General features: G+C 29.7%; 13 protein-coding genes and 5 pseudogenes. 8 read left to right on the forward strand and 10 right to left on the reverse strand.

The features are described from left to right. The first annotated feature begins 45 nt into the window (after nucleotides 1–45). Together ACZ1HD_RS00740 and ACZ1HD_RS00745 are read left to right on the forward strand one after the other, a co-directional pair. Entirely contained in the window at nucleotides 46–957 is a 912-nt protein-coding gene (locus tag ACZ1HD_RS00740; RefSeq protein ID WP_472688348.1) for a DPP IV N-terminal domain-containing protein, read from the forward strand. After that, nucleotides 902–1930 (forward strand): alpha/beta hydrolase family protein, encoded by a 1029-nt coding sequence (locus ACZ1HD_RS00745; RefSeq protein WP_472688349.1) that lies wholly within the window; start codon nucleotides 902–904, stop codon nucleotides 1928–1930. The genes ACZ1HD_RS00740 and ACZ1HD_RS00745 overlap by 56 nt, the downstream gene beginning before the upstream one ends. Before the next feature lie 196 nt (nucleotides 1931–2126). Here ACZ1HD_RS00745 and ACZ1HD_RS00750 read toward each other — a convergent pair whose 3' ends face one another. From ACZ1HD_RS00750 to ACZ1HD_RS00790, 9 genes and pseudogenes are all read right to left on the reverse strand, one after another. Beyond that, nucleotides 2127–2333: a helix-turn-helix domain-containing protein gene (locus ACZ1HD_RS00750; protein ID WP_340931608.1), complete on the reverse strand. Its 207-nt coding sequence runs from the start codon at nucleotides 2331–2333 to the stop codon at nucleotides 2127–2129. Nucleotides 2334–2335: 2 nt separating this feature from the next. Next, nucleotides 2336–3130: a DUF2975 domain-containing protein gene (locus tag ACZ1HD_RS00755; protein ID WP_472688350.1), complete on the reverse strand. Its 795-nt coding sequence runs from the start codon at nucleotides 3128–3130 to the stop codon at nucleotides 2336–2338. 134 nt (nucleotides 3131–3264) lie between these two features. Continuing rightward, nucleotides 3265–3765 carry a DUF2975 domain-containing protein gene (locus tag ACZ1HD_RS00760; RefSeq protein ID WP_472688351.1) on the reverse strand — a complete coding sequence of 167 codons (501 nt, stop codon included), beginning with the start codon at nucleotides 3763–3765 and terminating at the stop codon, nucleotides 3265–3267. Between the two features lie 3 nt (nucleotides 3766–3768). Next, entirely contained in the window at nucleotides 3769–4260 is a 492-nt protein-coding gene (locus ACZ1HD_RS00765; RefSeq protein WP_472688352.1) for a DUF2975 domain-containing protein, read from the reverse strand. Between the two features lie 150 nt (nucleotides 4261–4410). Next, entirely contained in the window at nucleotides 4411–5112 is a 702-nt protein-coding gene (locus ACZ1HD_RS00770) for a Bax inhibitor-1/YccA family protein (RefSeq protein ID WP_472688353.1), read from the reverse strand. 69 nt (nucleotides 5113–5181) lie between these two features. Then, nucleotides 5182–5617: pseudogene (locus tag ACZ1HD_RS00775) on the reverse strand (LexA family protein). Between the two features lie 42 nt (nucleotides 5618–5659). Then, nucleotides 5660–5809 carry a DUF4113 domain-containing protein gene (locus ACZ1HD_RS00780; RefSeq protein WP_472688354.1) on the reverse strand — a complete coding sequence of 50 codons (150 nt, stop codon included), beginning with the start codon at nucleotides 5807–5809 and terminating at the stop codon, nucleotides 5660–5662. 55 nt (nucleotides 5810–5864) lie between these two features. Beyond that, complete coding sequence (locus ACZ1HD_RS00785) at nucleotides 5865–6920, reverse strand: Y-family DNA polymerase (RefSeq protein WP_472688355.1); 1056 nt, start codon at nucleotides 6918–6920, stop codon at nucleotides 5865–5867. A 77-nt stretch (nucleotides 6921–6997) separates the two neighbouring features. After that, nucleotides 6998–8497: pseudogene (locus tag ACZ1HD_RS00790) on the reverse strand (aminotransferase-like domain-containing protein). A 67-nt stretch (nucleotides 8498–8564) separates the two neighbouring features. Here ACZ1HD_RS00790 and ACZ1HD_RS00795 point away from each other — a divergent pair. Next, nucleotides 8565–10384 (forward strand): annotated as a pseudogene (locus tag ACZ1HD_RS00795) (TonB-dependent receptor plug domain-containing protein). Between the two features lie 245 nt (nucleotides 10385–10629). Continuing rightward, a pseudogene (locus ACZ1HD_RS00800) lies at nucleotides 10630–11495 on the forward strand (cupin-like domain-containing protein). Between the two features lie 290 nt (nucleotides 11496–11785). Here ACZ1HD_RS00800 and rseP read toward each other — a convergent pair. Continuing rightward, nucleotides 11786–13132, reverse strand: a complete 1347-nt coding sequence (gene rseP / locus ACZ1HD_RS00805) for an RIP metalloprotease RseP (RefSeq protein ID WP_472688356.1) — start codon at nucleotides 13130–13132, stop codon at nucleotides 11786–11788. A 172-nt stretch (nucleotides 13133–13304) separates the two neighbouring features. Here rseP and ACZ1HD_RS00810 point away from each other — a divergent pair, with 172 nt between their 5' ends. The 4 genes and pseudogenes from ACZ1HD_RS00810 to ACZ1HD_RS00825 all read left to right on the forward strand — a co-directional run bounded on the left by ACZ1HD_RS00810 (nucleotide 13305) and on the right by ACZ1HD_RS00825 (nucleotide 17138). Continuing rightward, nucleotides 13305–13985 carry an SCO family protein gene (locus ACZ1HD_RS00810; protein ID WP_340931595.1) on the forward strand — a complete coding sequence of 227 codons (681 nt, stop codon included), beginning with the start codon at nucleotides 13305–13307 and terminating at the stop codon, nucleotides 13983–13985. A gap of 52 nt (nucleotides 13986–14037) precedes the next feature. Then, nucleotides 14038–14268: a FeoA family protein gene (locus tag ACZ1HD_RS00815; RefSeq protein ID WP_077810830.1), complete on the forward strand. Its 231-nt coding sequence runs from the start codon at nucleotides 14038–14040 to the stop codon at nucleotides 14266–14268. Continuing rightward, nucleotides 14268–16378: pseudogene (gene feoB / locus ACZ1HD_RS00820) on the forward strand (ferrous iron transport protein B). The gene ACZ1HD_RS00815 and the pseudogene feoB overlap by 1 nt, the downstream one beginning before the upstream one ends. Nucleotides 16379–16586: 208 nt before the next feature. After that, nucleotides 16587–17138: a DUF2911 domain-containing protein gene (locus tag ACZ1HD_RS00825; protein ID WP_472688357.1), complete on the forward strand. Its 552-nt coding sequence runs from the start codon at nucleotides 16587–16589 to the stop codon at nucleotides 17136–17138. Nucleotides 17139–17235 lie beyond the last annotated feature (97 nt).

A 17235-nucleotide genomic window follows, 5' to 3' on the forward strand; every position in this document is an offset into this window, starting at 1 on the left:
GTAGCACCAGATAGTTCTATCGTTTTATATTCTAAAAATTACAATTTGTACTGGATGGATAAAGTAAACTTTAAAAAGTTTATTAAAGATGAAAAAGATAGTACGGTTGTAGAAAATCAATGGACTAAAGACGGAGAAGAAAACTATGGATACGGCGGCGGTTCTAGAGAAGATAATGTAGATAAAGAAAAAAACAAAGACAAGCGTAAAGGTGTTTGGGGAACTTGGTCTCACGATTCTAAAAAGTTTGTATTTCAAAAATCGGACTCTAGACATATTAAAGATTTATGGGTAATTAATTCTACAGGTAAAAAAAGACCAACTTTAGAAACTTATAAATACCACATGCCAGGAGAACAAGAATATTATAAGTCTGAATTATTAATTTTTGATATTCCTTCAAAATCACACATAAAAGTTCCTTTAGACACAGTACGTCAACAAAGTATTTCTGTGTTTAGAGCACCTAGAAAACAATCTAGTAGAGATGATGATTTTAGACCTTCTTTGCTTTTATCAAAAAAAGGAAAAATATATTTTAGTGTAATTTCTAGAGATCGTAAAAAGTATGATATTAATGTTGCAGATCTTAATACAGGAGAATATAAAACGTTAATAGAAGAACGTTTTAATACATACATCGAGTCTCGTCCGTTAATTTTGTTAAACAACGAAAAAGAAATGTTACATTGGGCAGAACGAGATGGTTGGGCACATTTTTACTTATATGATTCTGACGGAAACATAAAAAATCAAGTTACAGAAGGAGATTACCATGTAGATGGTTTTGCAGGTTTAGATGAAAAAACAAGAACACTTTATTTTACTGCAAACGGTGTTAATAAAAAACAAGATCCTTATTATTTACATACTTATAAAATTAATTTAAACGGGTCTCGGAATGAAAACATTAGATGCTGGAGATTTTACAGCAACTACTTCTATGGCAGATTCTAATAAATATTTTGTGAGTAATTATTCGAGGGTAAATACTGTGCCAAAATCTGAACTTAGAGACGCAAACGGGCGTAAAGTTATGGATTTAGAAACGGCAGATTTATCGCAATTATTTGCATCCAGGTACAAATTTCCAGAACCGTTTAAAGTAAAAGCAGATGACGGAATTACAGATATTTACGGAGTAATGTACAAGCCTTTTGATATGGATTCTACAAAAGTATATCCGTTGTTAGAATATGTGTATCCTGGGCCGCAAACAGAAGCTGTAAACAAATCTTTTTCTTACAGAATGGATCGTTTAGATAGAATGGCGCAAGTTGGTTTTGTTGTAATTACTTTAGGAAACAGAGGTGGTCATCCAGATAGATCTAAATGGTATCATAATTATGGTTACGGTAATTTACGTGATTATGGTTTGGCTGATAAAAAATATGTTGCGCAGCAATTGGCTAACAAACACAAGTTTATCGATATCGAAAAAGTAGGAATTTATGGTCATTCCGGTGGTGGATTTATGTCTACTGCAGCAATGTTGGTATATCCAGATTTCTTTAAAGCGGCAGTTTCATCAGCCGGAAATCACGATAATAATGTGTACAATTCTTGGTGGAGTGAAACACATCATGGTGTAAAAGAAGAAATAGATGCAAAAGGAAAAATTTCTCATAAATATAAAATTGATGACAATCAATCTTTAGCAAAAAACTTAAAAGGACATTTAATGTTGATTCATGGTGATATGGATAATAACGTAAATCCGGCAGGAACTATAAGAATGGCAAACGAATTAATTAAGGCAAACAAACGTTTTAAATTTATGATTATGCCAGGACAAAGACATGGTTTTGGTAGTATGACAGAATACTCTTTCTCGCTAAGAGCAGATCATTTTAGTAAGTATTTGTTAGGCAAAGAAGCTACTGATACAGATATTTTATTTATGAATTTAAATAAACCAATGAATAGGTAATTCTATTTTGATATTGATGTTTTAAAAAGCTCCGAATGAAAATTCGGAGCTTTTTTACTTCAATTTATAAGTTTTCGAAACAATTTTTCTTCCTTCGTTAGAAAAATCAATCGAACTGACAATTAGATTTTTAAAACTTGTAACCTGTCACATCGAGTGATTTTGTTTTTTTGCAAAATTGTATCGAGATGTTTTTTTAATCTTTTTTATATTCTAAAATATCTGCAGGTTGGCAATCTAAAGCTTTACAGATTGCTTCTAAAGTAGAAAAACGTACAGCTTTAGCTTTACCAGACTTTAAGATGGATAAGTTTGCTGTGGTAATACCAATAATTTCTGCCAATTCTTTACTTCGCATTTTGCGTTTGGCAAGCATTACATCTAAGTTTACAATAATTGCCATGTTTATATTGTTAGGTCGTTTTCTTGTTGAATTTGATTTGCTTTAGAAAGTAAACCACTAAAGACAAATAAGCCCAAGGCAATAATAATTAATGTAAGGTCAAATTCATATTGAGGTGATATGCTTAAAAAAACATCACTTTGTACTGTGTTTTTAAAACTTGCATGATCATAATATAAACTAAATAAGAAACTAAAAATCAAATTAAGGACTTGCCAAATAATGATTAAACTTGCAATTTTGTTTATAATTTTCACCAATCCTAAGCTAAATTTGAGTGATGTTTTCAATAGTTGAAAAAGCGTTTTTAAATAGTAAAGTATTAGAATTATTATTATAAATGATAAATAGAATTTTAGATTAAAAAGAGTAGATAATTGCCAGTTTTTTGTCTCAATTTTTAAATTTGTTTTTCCTGAAATCGTGGAAACTTTTGTTGATACATTTTCATTATAACCTCCGTCAAATTGTATTTTTTTGCCAAAAAATTCTACATCTTTAGAGTTTTCAAAAATACTGTCTAATTTTTCTTTTGTAAACTTACTTTTTCCAAGAAAATCAGGATTTACAAAATTTAACCTATCATCAGAATATCTGCTAAAAACTTGAGTATCTATAGTGTTACCTATACTGTCTTTTGTGTAATCTGTAAACCTTTTACCTTGATTAAAAGATAAGCTAAAATTTACAGGAATTTGCTTATTTGAAATATTGATAGTGGAATTTTTTGAAGTTTGTAAAATTCCGTTTCCTGTATAAAGAGTAAACGCTAAGGCTACAAAGGAGATTACAATCATCAGCCAAAAACTCATTGTAAAAAGAAGATGTAAAAATGTAGTAATTCTTTTTTTCTGAAAAATACTGTAGATTAAGAACCCTACAATAGAAAATATTATTATTAATACAGTTGTTTGAAATATAGTTAACATAATTATATTGTTAAATCGTTTTCTAGTTTTACTTCTCTTGCTTTTTCTAATATTTTGCTAAAAATATAGAAAAAGAAACCCATAATCATAGAAAAATATAAGATGAATATAAAGTCTGTACTCATCTTTAAGCTGGCAAATTTACCATCAAAAATATCTACAAAAATTGTTAAACTGCCGACTGCTGCGGCGCGTAAAAAGTAAAAACCTGTTTTTTTAAACAGCAATATTTTTTCGATTGAAAAGATATTTTCAATGTCTTTAAAATTTAGAGTTTTTATCAAATTGTAAAAACCTATAAAAAACACAATACTGGCTATAAATTTGACACCAAATTTTATCCAAATAATACTAGAACTTGCGTTATTAATTACCATACCTAAATAACTGAAATCGTTTTCCATATAAGCAAATAATGCTTTAATTGGATATAGAAAAAGAATAAACGTAAAAACGAAAGAAAATGTTTTAATTCCTTTTTTTAAGTCTTGTGTGTCTTTCATAAACTATATTGTTAGGTCGTTTTCTTGTTTTGTGTTTTTGGCAATTTTAAAAATTTCACTTAGTGTTAAAAAGAACAATCCTAAACAAATAATTACCAAGTGTTGATTTAAACCAAATTCTAAAGATATTTTTTGCTGAAAGTAAATCTTGTTTATAAATGAAATTATACCAGAAATAGCTAACAAGTTTCCAATTTTTTTGAATGATGCTATAACTGTTTCTTCAAATATTTTTACTCTTATAAAAAAGTGTAATACTTTTCTAAAAAAATACAAAGCAGCTATTATCAATAAATAATTTAAAGCAGCAATTGAAAGTAATATTTTTGATAATGGCGTATTGTTATCAAAATCTATTGAGTTTATTTTGATGTTTAAATCGTTTAAATCAACAAAGAAAACCGCAATTGATATGCCGATTATAATTAACACAATGGGCATAGAAAAAATCCAAAGAAAATCTACAATTGCTTTTAGAATATTAAGTTTTTTCATTATTTCATGTATTTTTGATAATCCAAAGATATAAAAATTATTGAAAAACAATAATAAAATATTAAAAAAGAGTAATTTTGTTATTTCAGGATAAAAAAATCAGAAGTTTAAACTTCTGATTTTTCTAAATATTTTTAAATGAACTGGTTCTTAATCTCTAGACATAAATATTTGTAAAACGTACCGGAAAAGTAGCATTAAAGAAGCAAATAAACCTAAAGAAGCTGGTATGTAATCTTCTGTACCAAATTTGTGTATTAAGTTAGATGTTTGGTATAGGATAGAGCCGCCAGCTAAAACACACATTCCAACAGAAAACCATAACCCTAAATTAAAACCGAATAACGAACCTGCAACAATTAAACCTAAAGCTATAAAAAAGCCAATTGTTAAACCTGTTCTAAGAAAAGAAAAGTCTTTTTTAGTTAGAAAAACAACTGCAGAAATACCTGCAAATAAAGCTAAAGTAACTAATGCAGCTTGTTGTATTAAATCTTCACTTTCTGTGTAATAAATGGCAATTGCCAATAATGGCACAAAAATAATTGCTTGTGCAAATACATACAAAGCATAGGCCATGTATTGTATGTTTTTATCTGCAGTTTTTAAAACTGTGCTTTCTGCATAATTTGTAATCAGCATAAAACCACCCAACATAATTAACCAGCGCCAACCTTGTGTCATAGACATCATAAAGGTTACAATAGCATCGCTTTGTAATAGTAAATATTCAAATAAAACAAATAAGAGTACGCCACCAGCAACGTGTGCATATGTTTTTTTGTAGAATTCTACTCGATCTAAATCGGTAGCATTAATTAACATCGTTTTGTTTTCAAACGTATTTTCCATAGTAATATAATTTTTTAAAAAATAAAGATATTCTTTTTTAAGCTGAAGTAAAAAAGAGAGAGAAGAAATTTATACTTTCTTTATAACATTGGTTACAATTCCCGCGATAACAAAATCGTTATCTTCTGTAATGTTTATAATTGGGTAATTAGGGTTTTCTCGGTTGTAACCAAACTTCGTTTTTTTCTACACGTAAACGTTTTACGGTAAATTCGCCATCTAAAAAGCAAACCGCAATTTTGTTATTGGCAGGTTCTAAACTTCTATCGATTACTAATAAATCGTTGTCGTCTAAACCAGCATCAATCATAGATTGTCCTTTTACTTTAGCAAAAAAAGTAGCGTCTTTGTTTTGTATCAGTTCATCATCTAAAGAAATTCTAGTTTCTCTAAAATCGTCTGCAGGTGAAGGAAAACCAGCAGAAATGCCAACATCAACCAAAACAGCGCCATCTCCGGAAGAAGCCTTTGGTGTAAAAAAAGTAAGATTTTTAGATGTTGTCATAATACTTTGCAAATTAAAACATTTCTTTAAATTTTAAAGAGTTTATTTTACAATTAAAACTTCGTTAATATTTGTGGTAAATTTTTTAGACAATCGGTTTTGTTTCATTTTCCAGGTTCGGTTTAAATCTTGATTGCCAAGTTTAATTTTATCGCCTTTAAATTTCTTGTTTAAATTGTCTATTGCAGACATTAGTGGTTTGTGTTTCGGGTTTTCATGACTAAATAAATTTAGCTGAAAATTATCGTTAGGTACCAAGCCAGTAAATAATTACGCCAGCTTTTTTATAGTTAACATCCTTCTTAAAAATAGTTTTTACCGCGGCTATTGCTGCAGATGAAATTGTTAGCGTAGAATCTGTTGGGTAGGATAAAAAAACTGTTTTATTTTCTTTTAAATACGCTTGATTTTTATCAAAACGATTGCTTCTAAGAAATACTGTTATTACATGACAATTCGAATTTTGTTCACGTAATTTTTTAGCGCAACTCGATGCAAAAGTAGAAATACGTTCGGTAATATTTTCTAGATCTGCATATGTGTTTTCGAAACTTCTTGTGGTAGCAATCATCTTTTTAGAAGTAACAGCATCTTCTAAAGGTATTTTAGAAATGCCTTGTAAATCTTTTTGCAAACGCCATTCTACAATAGAAAAATTTTTTAAAACCCAATCGCTTGGTAGTTGTGTAAAATCGTAAGCAGTTTCACAACCTTTTGCCTGTAAACGCTTTTTTAAGCGACTTCCAATTCCCCAAACATTGCCAATTTTAGTCCATTTTAACGCTTTAATTCTGTTTTCTTCAGAATCGATAATACAAATGCCTTTAGATTGTTTTAAGTTAGAACGCGCAATTTTATTGGCAACTTTGCTAAGGGCTTTTGTTGGCGCAATACCTACACAAGTAGGTATTCCTGTCCATTTTAAAATTTTACTTCGCATTTTGGTTGCGTAGTTAGACAAATCGTAATTTTCAAAACCTTTTAACTCTAAAAAAGACTCATCAATAGAATACACTTCTATATCCGGAGAAAAACCCGCCAAAATATTCATAACACGCGTACTCATGTCTCCGTATAACGGATAATTAGAAGACAAAACAGTAATATTATTGCTTTTACAAAATTGTTCCCATTTAAAAATTGGCGCACCAAAAGGTAGTTGCAATTTCTTGGCTTCGTCGCTCATAGAAATAACACAACCATCATTATTGCTTAAAATAGCAACTGGTTTTCCTTGTAAATTTGGGTTAAAAACGCGTTCACAAGAAGCATAAAAATTATTACAATCTATTAGCGCAAACATGTTACAAAATTATAAAAAAATAGGCTGAAATTAAGATTGTTAATATCTTAATCTGTTAAAAAACGATTGTATCTTTTTTAAGAAATGGATGCCAATTTTGCGTAAGCATTCTTTAATTTTTTGATAACAATTACCATTTCTTCTTTTTCTAAATGCCCAAAACCAAACCGAATTGCACACGTGTTTTTATCTTGATATAAGATGGTTTTAGGCAGAAATAAATCATTTTTTTGTGTTTCTTCTGCTAATTTTATTAAAGAAATATGTTTTTTAAATTGCAACCAAATAGCCAAACCACCAGCAGGAATTTGCCATGTTGCAATTTTAGAAAAGTTTTGGGTGAGTAGATTAGACAAAGAATCTCGCCTTTGCTTATAGATTACAATGTTTTTTTCATTAGACGATGAATTTCGCCTTCGTGAATTAATTCTGATAGCATTTGCTGCTGAATTAAATCGCCTTGTTCGTCTAATAATTGCAAGTAGTTTTTGGCTTCTGAAATGACATTTTTTGGCGCAACTATAAATCCGGTTTGAAAACTCGGAAATAAAGATTGACCTAGTTTACCCAAATAAATGACCAATCCGTTTGTGTCTGCACTTGCAATTGGTAACATTGCAGCGCCATCGTACTGAAAATCGTACTCGTAATCATCTTCTATAATAGCAAAACCAAACTCTTTTGCTAAAGTAAGTAATGCCAAACGACGTTCTGCACTTAAAGTTACTGTTGTTGGGTAATCTCTATGCGCACAAACATATACACATCTTATGCTGTTTTTTATAAAATGTTTTCTAATATAATCTACATCCAATCCGTTTTTATCAACAGGAATCGTTTTAATAGCAGCACCAGCTTGATGAAATATCATGTTTGCAGCATAATTACTAAGATTTCCTACTAAAACAACATCGTTTTGTTTTATCAGAAGTTGAGAAACAATGTACAAACTCATCTCTGTACTTCTAGTACTTATTAAATTTTCTGGTTTGATAAAAAATCTCTAGTTGCATTTAAATAATTACACAATTCGGTTTGAAACAGAGAGTATGAAATTTCGTTTGATCTGTTCCATTTTTTAATCAACGTTTTACGTTTCATGGCTGCGCTATACCATCTAGAAAATTGATGTACAGGATGCAAACGTAAATCCGGTTTGCCATCGTTAATAGTATACTTTGCTTTTGTAGTTTGTGTAGTAGAGGCTAAATGAAAAGAATTTTGAAAAGGAAAACCAGCATTTGTAGCATAATTAGATGTTTCATTTCCGTTTTGTACAGGCGCTTTTATTTTTTCTTTTGTACTGCGGATGCAGATATAAAAGTACCTTTATTAGGAATAATTTCTACCCAACCTTGTGATGCCAATTCGTCATAAATAGCAACTGCGGTATTTCTATGGATTTTTAAAAGTTTACTTAAAACTCTAGTACCAGGTAAAGTTGTGCCTTCATTTAAATGCTTTCTTTGAATTGCATTTATAATTTGTTGCGCAACTTGTATGTAAACAGGTTGTGCTGCAGACTTATCAAAATTAATTGTTTCTTTAAAAAGAGTATTAACCGGACTATCTTTCATTTTAAAACTGGACTAGTTTAATCGTCGTGAAAGTTACGAGTTTTGCATCATAATAAAATCATTATTCATGAAAATTAAATTTACCTTATTATTTGCTTTAGTTTTAAGTGCAATATCTTTAAAAGCACAAGAAAATACGGCACAAAGAGATACTTTAAAAGAAGTTGTAATTACAACAAATAGAATCGATTTACCTTTTAAAGAAAATTCTAGAACTATAAATATCATAACATCAGAAATTATAAAAAATAGTGCAGCTACAAACGTTGCAGATTTATTACAACAAGTAGCTGGTGTAGATATTAGAAGAAGAGGAACTGCAGGAAGTCAAGCAGATTTATACATTAGAGGTGGTGGTTTTGATCAAACTTTACTTTTAATTGATGGAATTAAAATGGACGATGCGCAAACAGGTCACCATACATTAAATGCTGCTTTGCCTATTGAAGTTATCGAAAGAATAGAGATTATTAAAGGACCAGCTGCAAGGGTTTTTGGTCAAAATGCGTTTACCGGCGCTATAAATATTGTAACTAAAAAAGGTTAAAAAACACGGCTTCTTTAAATGTTGAAGCGGGTTCTTTTGGGCAATTAAACGGTTCTTTAACCGTTGGTAAAGAGTTTGAAAATACATCGATTATTGCGCATGTTGGTGCTTTAACATCAGATGGTTATAGAGAAAATTCTGATTACAATAATTTTAATTATTTCTTAAAAGGAGTTTTTAATAAGAACAATCAACCAATCGAGGTTTTAGCTACTTTTTTCGACAAAAAATTTGGTGCGCAAAACTTTTACACGCCGAAGCTTTTGGTTTAAATGAATATGAGGAAACTCAGAATAGTTTATTAGGAGTTTCTACAACTTTTAAATCAGAAAATCTTAAAATTACACCAAGAATTTATTGGAGAAGAGGTCAGGATATTTTTCTATTAAAAAGAGATGATCCAGATTTTTATAGAAACCTGCATATTACAAATAAAGTTGGTGTAGAGACAAATGCATCTTATACGTCTAATTTAGGGGTTACCGGTTTTGGTGTAGATGTTTCTAGAGTTTTTATAAGTAGTAATAACTTGGGTAAAAGAAACAGAACAATGGCAAATGTGTTTTTAGAACATCGTTTTAAATTTGGTGCTGTAGATATTACTCCGGGTGTAGCAGCAACTTATTTTTCAGACTTTAAATTTCATGCATTTCCTGGTTTAGATATTGGGTTAAAATTGTCTGATAAGTTTAAATATTATTGGAATATTGGTTATACGTATAGAATACCAACGTATACAGATTTATATTACAATGACTCTAGTACAACCGGAAACCCTAACTTAAAACCAGGAAGAAGCAATTGCGCAAGAGTTTGGTTTAAAATATACTGATAATAACTTTTTTGCAACATTATCTTTATTTACCAGAGCTTCTGATAATATTATTGATTTTATTAGACAAAATGATGCTCAAAACAAATTTACGGCAACAAATATTGCTAAAGTAAATACGCAAGGTTTAGAGTTTAATGCTAATTATACATTTAAAATTAAAGATTTTGATCAGAATTTATCATTTGGGTACACATTTATAGAAGATGATATAAATGATCAAAACAGAAGTTTGTCTCGTTATAGATTAAATACTTTAAAGCATCAATTTATAACACGTTTTTCTACAAGGTTATTTAAAAATGTAAGTCAGAATATTATTTACAAGCATGCAGATAGAACCGTAGGACCAAGTTATAATGTTTGGGATGCTTCTGTAATTGTTGCAGTAAATAAATTTAACTTTACAGTTACAGCAAATAATTTTTTTGATGCAGAATATATAGAGTCCGGTTTTTTACCAATGCCACCAAGTAACATTTTATTTGGGTTGCGTTACAATTTTTAAAAATTGTAGAACTTTATAGTTAATGAAATTAAAAAACCTGTTGAAAAACAGGTTTTTTTATAAATTGAAGTTAACGGTAAATAACAGATGCTAATTAATAAAATTTTATACAAATTAAATTAAGTCATTCATTCGAATTCAATAGAAATTACCAATACCATCATTTTTCGAAACGATCGTTTTTTTCCTTTAAATAAAGCGATTAATTTACAATTTCTTAACTTTGTCGCTTAATTTTTAATAGCATGAGTTTAAACTTATCTCAAATAGATACGGTAAAAACAATAACCAAAGAAGACTTTATAAAAAATTACTTTAAGCCACAAAGACCTGTAGTAATAGAGAATTTTGTAAATGATTGGCCTGCATATTCTAAATGGAATTTAGACTATATGAAGCAAGTTGCCGGAGACAAAGTAGTGCCTTTATATGATGATAGACCTGTAGATTTTAAAGATGGCTTTAACGAGCCGCATGCTAAAATGAAAATGTCTGAATATGTAGATTTGCTAAAAGAGAACCAACCAAATTCAGAATTTTTCTTTGGAATATTTTGAAGGAAGTACCCGTTTTACAAAAAGATTTTAAGTTTCCAGATTTTGGTTTACGTTTGATGAAAGGTTTACCAATGTTATTTTTTGGTGGTAGAAATTCGCATACATTTATGCATTATGACATCGATTTGGCTAATATTTTTCATTTTCATTTTGAAGGAAAAAAAGAAGTAATTCTATTCGATCAAAAGCAAAATGATTTTTTGTATAAAATTCCGCATTCTTTAATTGTAAGAGAAGATATCGATTTTTCGAATCCAGATTTCGATAAATGGCCAGCTTTAAAGAAAGCGAAAGGTTATACTACACATTTAGAGCATGGGCAAGTGCTATATATGCCAGAAGGATATTGGCATTATATGAAATACATAACGCCAGGTTTTTCTATGAGTTTAAGAGCTATTGCTAGAAAGCCTAAAAACCTGTCTAAGGCAATTTACAATGTGTTTGTTATGCGAACAATAGACAATGTAATGAGGCGAATTAAAGGGCAAAAATGGATAGATTGGAAGAATGAAAAAGCAATTACAAGAACTAATAAGTTAAATGGCTTTTAAATAAGGTGATTTTACCTGTTGTTATATGTTTAGGTTTTTACTAAATTGCGAAAACTAACTAAACTTTTTATTTATGAAGGCATGTCCAAAATGTAAATCTGAATCTAGACATAGAATGAAGAGAAAAGGCATTTCTAGACTTTTTCCGGGTACAAAGGGCTATGCGTGCGATAAGTGTAACACGAGTTATACTTGGTTTCCTTTGATAAATAGATCTTTCAGATTATAAAAAAAGCTTCACAATTATAACAATTGTGAAGCTTTTTTTATGAGTTAACTCTTTAAAGTTGCTACTTAAAGAGTCTAAATATATCATTTCCGTTTGCAAAAAGTAATAATGCAATTAGTAGAATAAAACCAACTACTTGTGCATATTCTAAGAATTTATCTCCTGGTTTTCTACCTGTAATCATTTCCCAAAGTGTAAAAACTACATGTCCACCATCTAAGGCAGGTATTGGTAAAAGGTTCATAAAACCTAGCATAATAGATAAGAAAGCAGTTATTTCCCGGAAAGATTGTGCACTCCAAGTGTCCGGAAAAATACTTCCTATAGAAATAAAACCACCTAAACCTTTATAAGCACCAGTACTTGGGTTAAAAATCTTTTTTAATTGTTTTATATAATCTGTTAGAGTTTTCCAAGATTTGTTTAAACCAGCAGGTATTGCTTCAGAAAAAGAATATTCTATTTCTTCTAAATCGTAATAACCTAAACGTTCTAAATCTTTAAAAGAGGTTCCGCCAAAAACTACACCTAGGTTTCCGTAGTTAGAAACTTTTACGGGTATTTCTTTTGTTTCGTTGTTTCTTTTAACTGTTAAAGAAATGTCTTGTCCTTTATACTTTGCAAGTTCTTTTTTAGCTTCATCATAATAAGTAATTGATGTGCCATTAATTGCTGTAACAATATCTTTTGGTAAAATATTTGCATTTGCATTTAAAGAATCTTTTTGAACTTTTGCAATTACAAAAGGATATCTAACATTTAAAAAATTACCAGCATCTTTACCTCGATCCATTAATTGAGAAATAAAATCTTCTGGTATTTCCTTGTCTAAAACTTGTCTGTTTCTTTCTATTTGATAAGTGTTACCGTTGATGAATTCTAAAGATAATCCGGAGAATTTTTTTACTTTTTGACCATCAACAGTTAAAATTTTATCACCGGTTTGTAAGCCTAAGTTTTCTGCTAATTTATTTTCTACCCAAACACCATCTTTTACGTTTTCGTTTGGTAAATATTTTTCACCATAGGCCCACATTAGCATTATGTAAATAAAAATACCTAAAACAAAGTTTACAAAAACACCACCAAGCATAATAATTAAACGTTGCCATGCAGGTTTAGATCTAAATTCCCAAGGTTGTGGTGGCAAAGCCATTTGTTCGGTATCCATACTTTCGTCTATCATACCAGAGATTTTTACATAACCTCCTAACGGAATCCAGCCAATACCGTAAACGGTTTCTCCTATTTTTTTCTTGAAAATAGAGAATTTATAATCGAAGAATAAGTAGAATTTTTCTACTCTAGTTTTAAACAATTTTGCAGGGATAAAATGCCCTAATTCATGCAAAACAATTAATAAAGATAAACTTAGTATAAATTGCGATGCTTTTATTAATATTTCCATTCAGCGTTAAATCATAATTAAATAAGAAACAAATGTAAGGTTTTCGAGAGAGTTGTAAAAGAACAATTACTACTAGCTTTTTTTATTTAACATAGATTTTAGATAGCTTTTGATTTTGTTTCCTTTTTTTGACTGTTTTTAAGTCGTATTTTTGCAATATAAACGTTGTATTATGGAAGTTAAATTCTTTAAAAAATCGATTCCGACACTTATTTTTTTAGCAGTTTTTTCTGCGGTTGCGATACCTGTTTTTTATCATTTGTTAAAAGTAGATACTAAGCTAAAAGTTTACAGTCCTGCAGATGTAAATCCGCGATTGGTAGATTTTTCTATGAAACATATTACAAAAGATCATACAATTGCAGATTTTGAACTAACAAATCAAAACGGAGAAATAATTACGAATAATACTTACAAAAATAAAATTTACGTAGCAGATTTCTTTTTTACACGTTGTCAAACTATTTGCATTGCAATGGCTTATAATATGAGCGAGTTGCAAGATTTTTACAAAAATGATAAAGATATTATGTTTCTTTCACACTCTGTAACACCTGTTATAGATAGTGTTTCTGTGTTGAAAGAATATGCAGAAAGAAAAGGAGTTGTAGATGGTAAGTGGAATGTAACCACAGGATCTAAACAGCATATTTACGAGCTTGCTAGAAAAAGTTATTTTGCTGTTTTAGATGAAGGAAGCGGAGATGAAAACGATTTTATTCATACAGAGCAATTTGTATTAGTTGATAAAGATAGGCGTATTCGTGGTTACTATGATGGTACAGAAAAAGAAGATATGGAGAAGTTAAAAAACGATATTGTTTTGTTAAAGGATGAATATGCATCAGAATAACTTGTTTAGAATCATTCTAAATGATTATCTTTGCTAATCCAAAAACAAAATATTGAGCACAATTGCATCTTTACATATTGGCGAAATGGGATATATATCTGAAGAATCTTTAGATTTTATTCCGTTAAAATTACTAGAAATGGGTTGTTTGCCAGGAGCCGAAGTAGAATTGGTGCAAATAGCGCCTTTAAAAGACCCTTTATATATCTGTGTAAACGGTAGTCACTTGGCCATTAGAAAAGAAACAGCTTCAAAAATAAGAATCTTAAAAGCAAATTTATAATGCCTAAAAACGATATAAAAGTTGCTTTAATAGGAAATCCTAATACCGGAAAAACTTCTTTATTTAATCAACTAACAGGTTTAAATCAAAAAGTTGGTAATTATCCAGGAGTTACAGTAGATAAAAAGCAAGGTACAAGTAAATTATCTGCAACCCAAAATGCCTTAATTACAGATTTACCAGGAACATATAGTATAAATCCTACTTCTTTAGATGAAAGTATTGTATTAAAAACATTACTTAAAAAAGATATAAAAGAATCACCAGACGTAATTTTAGTGGTTGCAGATGTAGAGAACTTAAAAAGAAATCTTTTATTGTTTTCTCAAATTAAAGATTTAGAAATTCCGACAGTTTTGGCTATTAATATGGTAGATCAAATGACTAAGAAAGGAATTTCTATAGATTTATCTGCCTTAGAAAAAGAGCTAAATACTGAAGTAGTTTTAATTAGTGCCGTAAAAAATCAAGGAATCGAAGATGTTAAAGCGGCAATTATTCGTTGCCATGTTGCGGCAAAAGCAGCACCTTTATGCGGAATTAATTCTAAAATAGATCCAGATTATTTTTCTAAACTAAAAGAAATTAGCCCTAACTATTCTTTATATGAACTGTGGTTAATGGTAACGCAGAACAATTACCCGGATACCATAAGTAAAGAAGAAAAAGAAAAGTTACTTGCCTTTAAGCAAGACGTATCTAAGTTAAAAAAATATCAGCATAAAGAAACAATTTATCGTTATCAAGAGATAAATAAAATTTTAAAGAAAACGTATTTAGTAGATAAAAGTAAAGCTACAGATATAAGAAGTAAATTAGATAAAATTTTTACACACAAAATTTTTGGTTACGTAATTTTCTTTTTAATCCTTTTGGTAATTTTTCAATCTGTTTTTGATTGGGCAACAGTACCAATGGATTTTATTGATGCCACATTTGCTGATTTATCAAATTTTGTAAAAAGTAAATTAGCACCAGGTGTTTTAACAGATTTATTGGTAGAAGGTATAATTCCTGGAATTGGAGGAGTTATCATATTTATACCTCAAATTGCAATACTATTTTTATTTATTGCTGTTTTAGAAGAAACAGGTTATATGAGTCGTGTTGTTTTTCTAATGGATAAAATTATGCGTCGTTTTGGTATGAATGGTAAAAGCGTAATTCCGTTAATTTACGGTACCGCTTGTGCAATACCAGCTATAATGGCAACAAGAACTATTTCTAGTTGGAAAGAGCGTTTAATTACAATTTTAGTAACACCATTTACAACCTGTTCTGCGCGTTTACCAGTTTATGCAATTTTAATTGCGTTAATAATACCGAATAAAAGAATCTTCGGTTTTCTAAATTTACAAGGTTTAGTTTTACTATCTCTGTATGGTTTAGGGTTTGCAACAGCAATTTTAGCAGCTTATATTTTGCATAAAACTTTAAAAGTAAAATCAAAATCGTTTTTTATAATAGAAATGCCAAACTATAAGGTTCCTTCTGTTAAAAATATCTTTTTTGAAGTAGTAGAAAAAACAAAAGCGTTTGTATTTGGTGCAGGAAAAATAATATTAGCCCTGTCTATTATATTATGGTTTTTGGCTTCTAACGGGCCGAATCTTTTAAAAATGCAGAGAAAAACATTATCGAAAATGTAGCAAACAATAATTTAAATGAAGACGAGTTAAATCAAAAAATAGCTTCCTCTAAATTAGAAAACTCATATATTGGTATAATGGGTAAAACTATAGAACCAGTTATAAAACCTTTGGGTTATGATTGGAAGATAGGAATCGCTTTAATAACATCTTTTGCAGCCGGAGAAGTTTTTGTAGGAACTTTGGCAACAATTTATAGTGTAGAGTCTGATGATGAAGATACAACCACAATTAAAGAAAAAATGCGTTCTGAAGTAAATTTAGAAACAGGTAAAAGCCGTTTCAATTTTCCGGTTGGTATGTCTTTAATGGTGTTTTATGCGTTTGCAATGCAGTGTATGGCAACGTTAGCAATTGTAAAAAGAGAAACCAAAACCTGGAGGTGGCCTTTAATACAGTTGTTTGGTATGGCTTTATTGGCTTATGTTTCATCGTTTATAGTATATCAATTATTAAGCTAATGCAAGAGATAATCGTGTACATATTAGTAGTTTTAGCTGTTTTCTTTTTAGGTAAAAAGTATGTTTTTCCTGCAAAGAAAAAAGGAAATTGTAATACAGGTTGCGATTGCCATTAAAACTTAACAGAATATTAATTGTCTTTTCTTGTAATGATTTCTACTTTTGAAAGACTTGAAACAAATACATTAACAAAACATATTTTAAAAACATGAAAAAATCAATTTTAGCAATTGCAGTATTTGCAATTACATTATTTAGCGGTACAGATTCTTTTGCGCAAAAATGGAAAAAATTAGATGTAAGTCCTATGGATGCTTCTACGTTTCCTGACAATTGGAGAGAATCAAATAAAGTAGTAAAAGTTGTTTATGGTCGTCCGCAGTTAAAAGGTAGAGATTTAGCAAAACTAGCACCAGCAGGTAAAGTTTGGAGAACCGGAGCAAACGAAGCTGCAGAAATTACATTTTTTAAAGACGTATTTTTTGGTGGTAAAGCAGTAAAAGCAGGAACGTATTCTTTGTTTACAATTCCTTCTGCAGAAGGAGATTGGACAGTTATTTTAAATAATGCTAGAAACGTTTGGGGGCATTATACCTACAAAGAAATAGAAGATGTAATTAGAGTAAAAGGTACTGTTTCTAAATCCGAAGAAAATATAGAAGCTTTTTCTATGATTTTTGAAGACGATATGACATTAAAAATAGGTTGGGCAAATACAGTAGTATCTGTGCCGATTAAAACAGAAATTATTGAAAAATAATTACAATTTAAAACTTGTAAAAAAGCCTTTTAATTTTTATTAAAAGGCTTTTTTATTTTCAAAATATCTTAACTGTTTAAGCAACTACTTTTTTACT

This window comes from Polaribacter sp. HA6-7 (genome assembly GCF_055693625.1).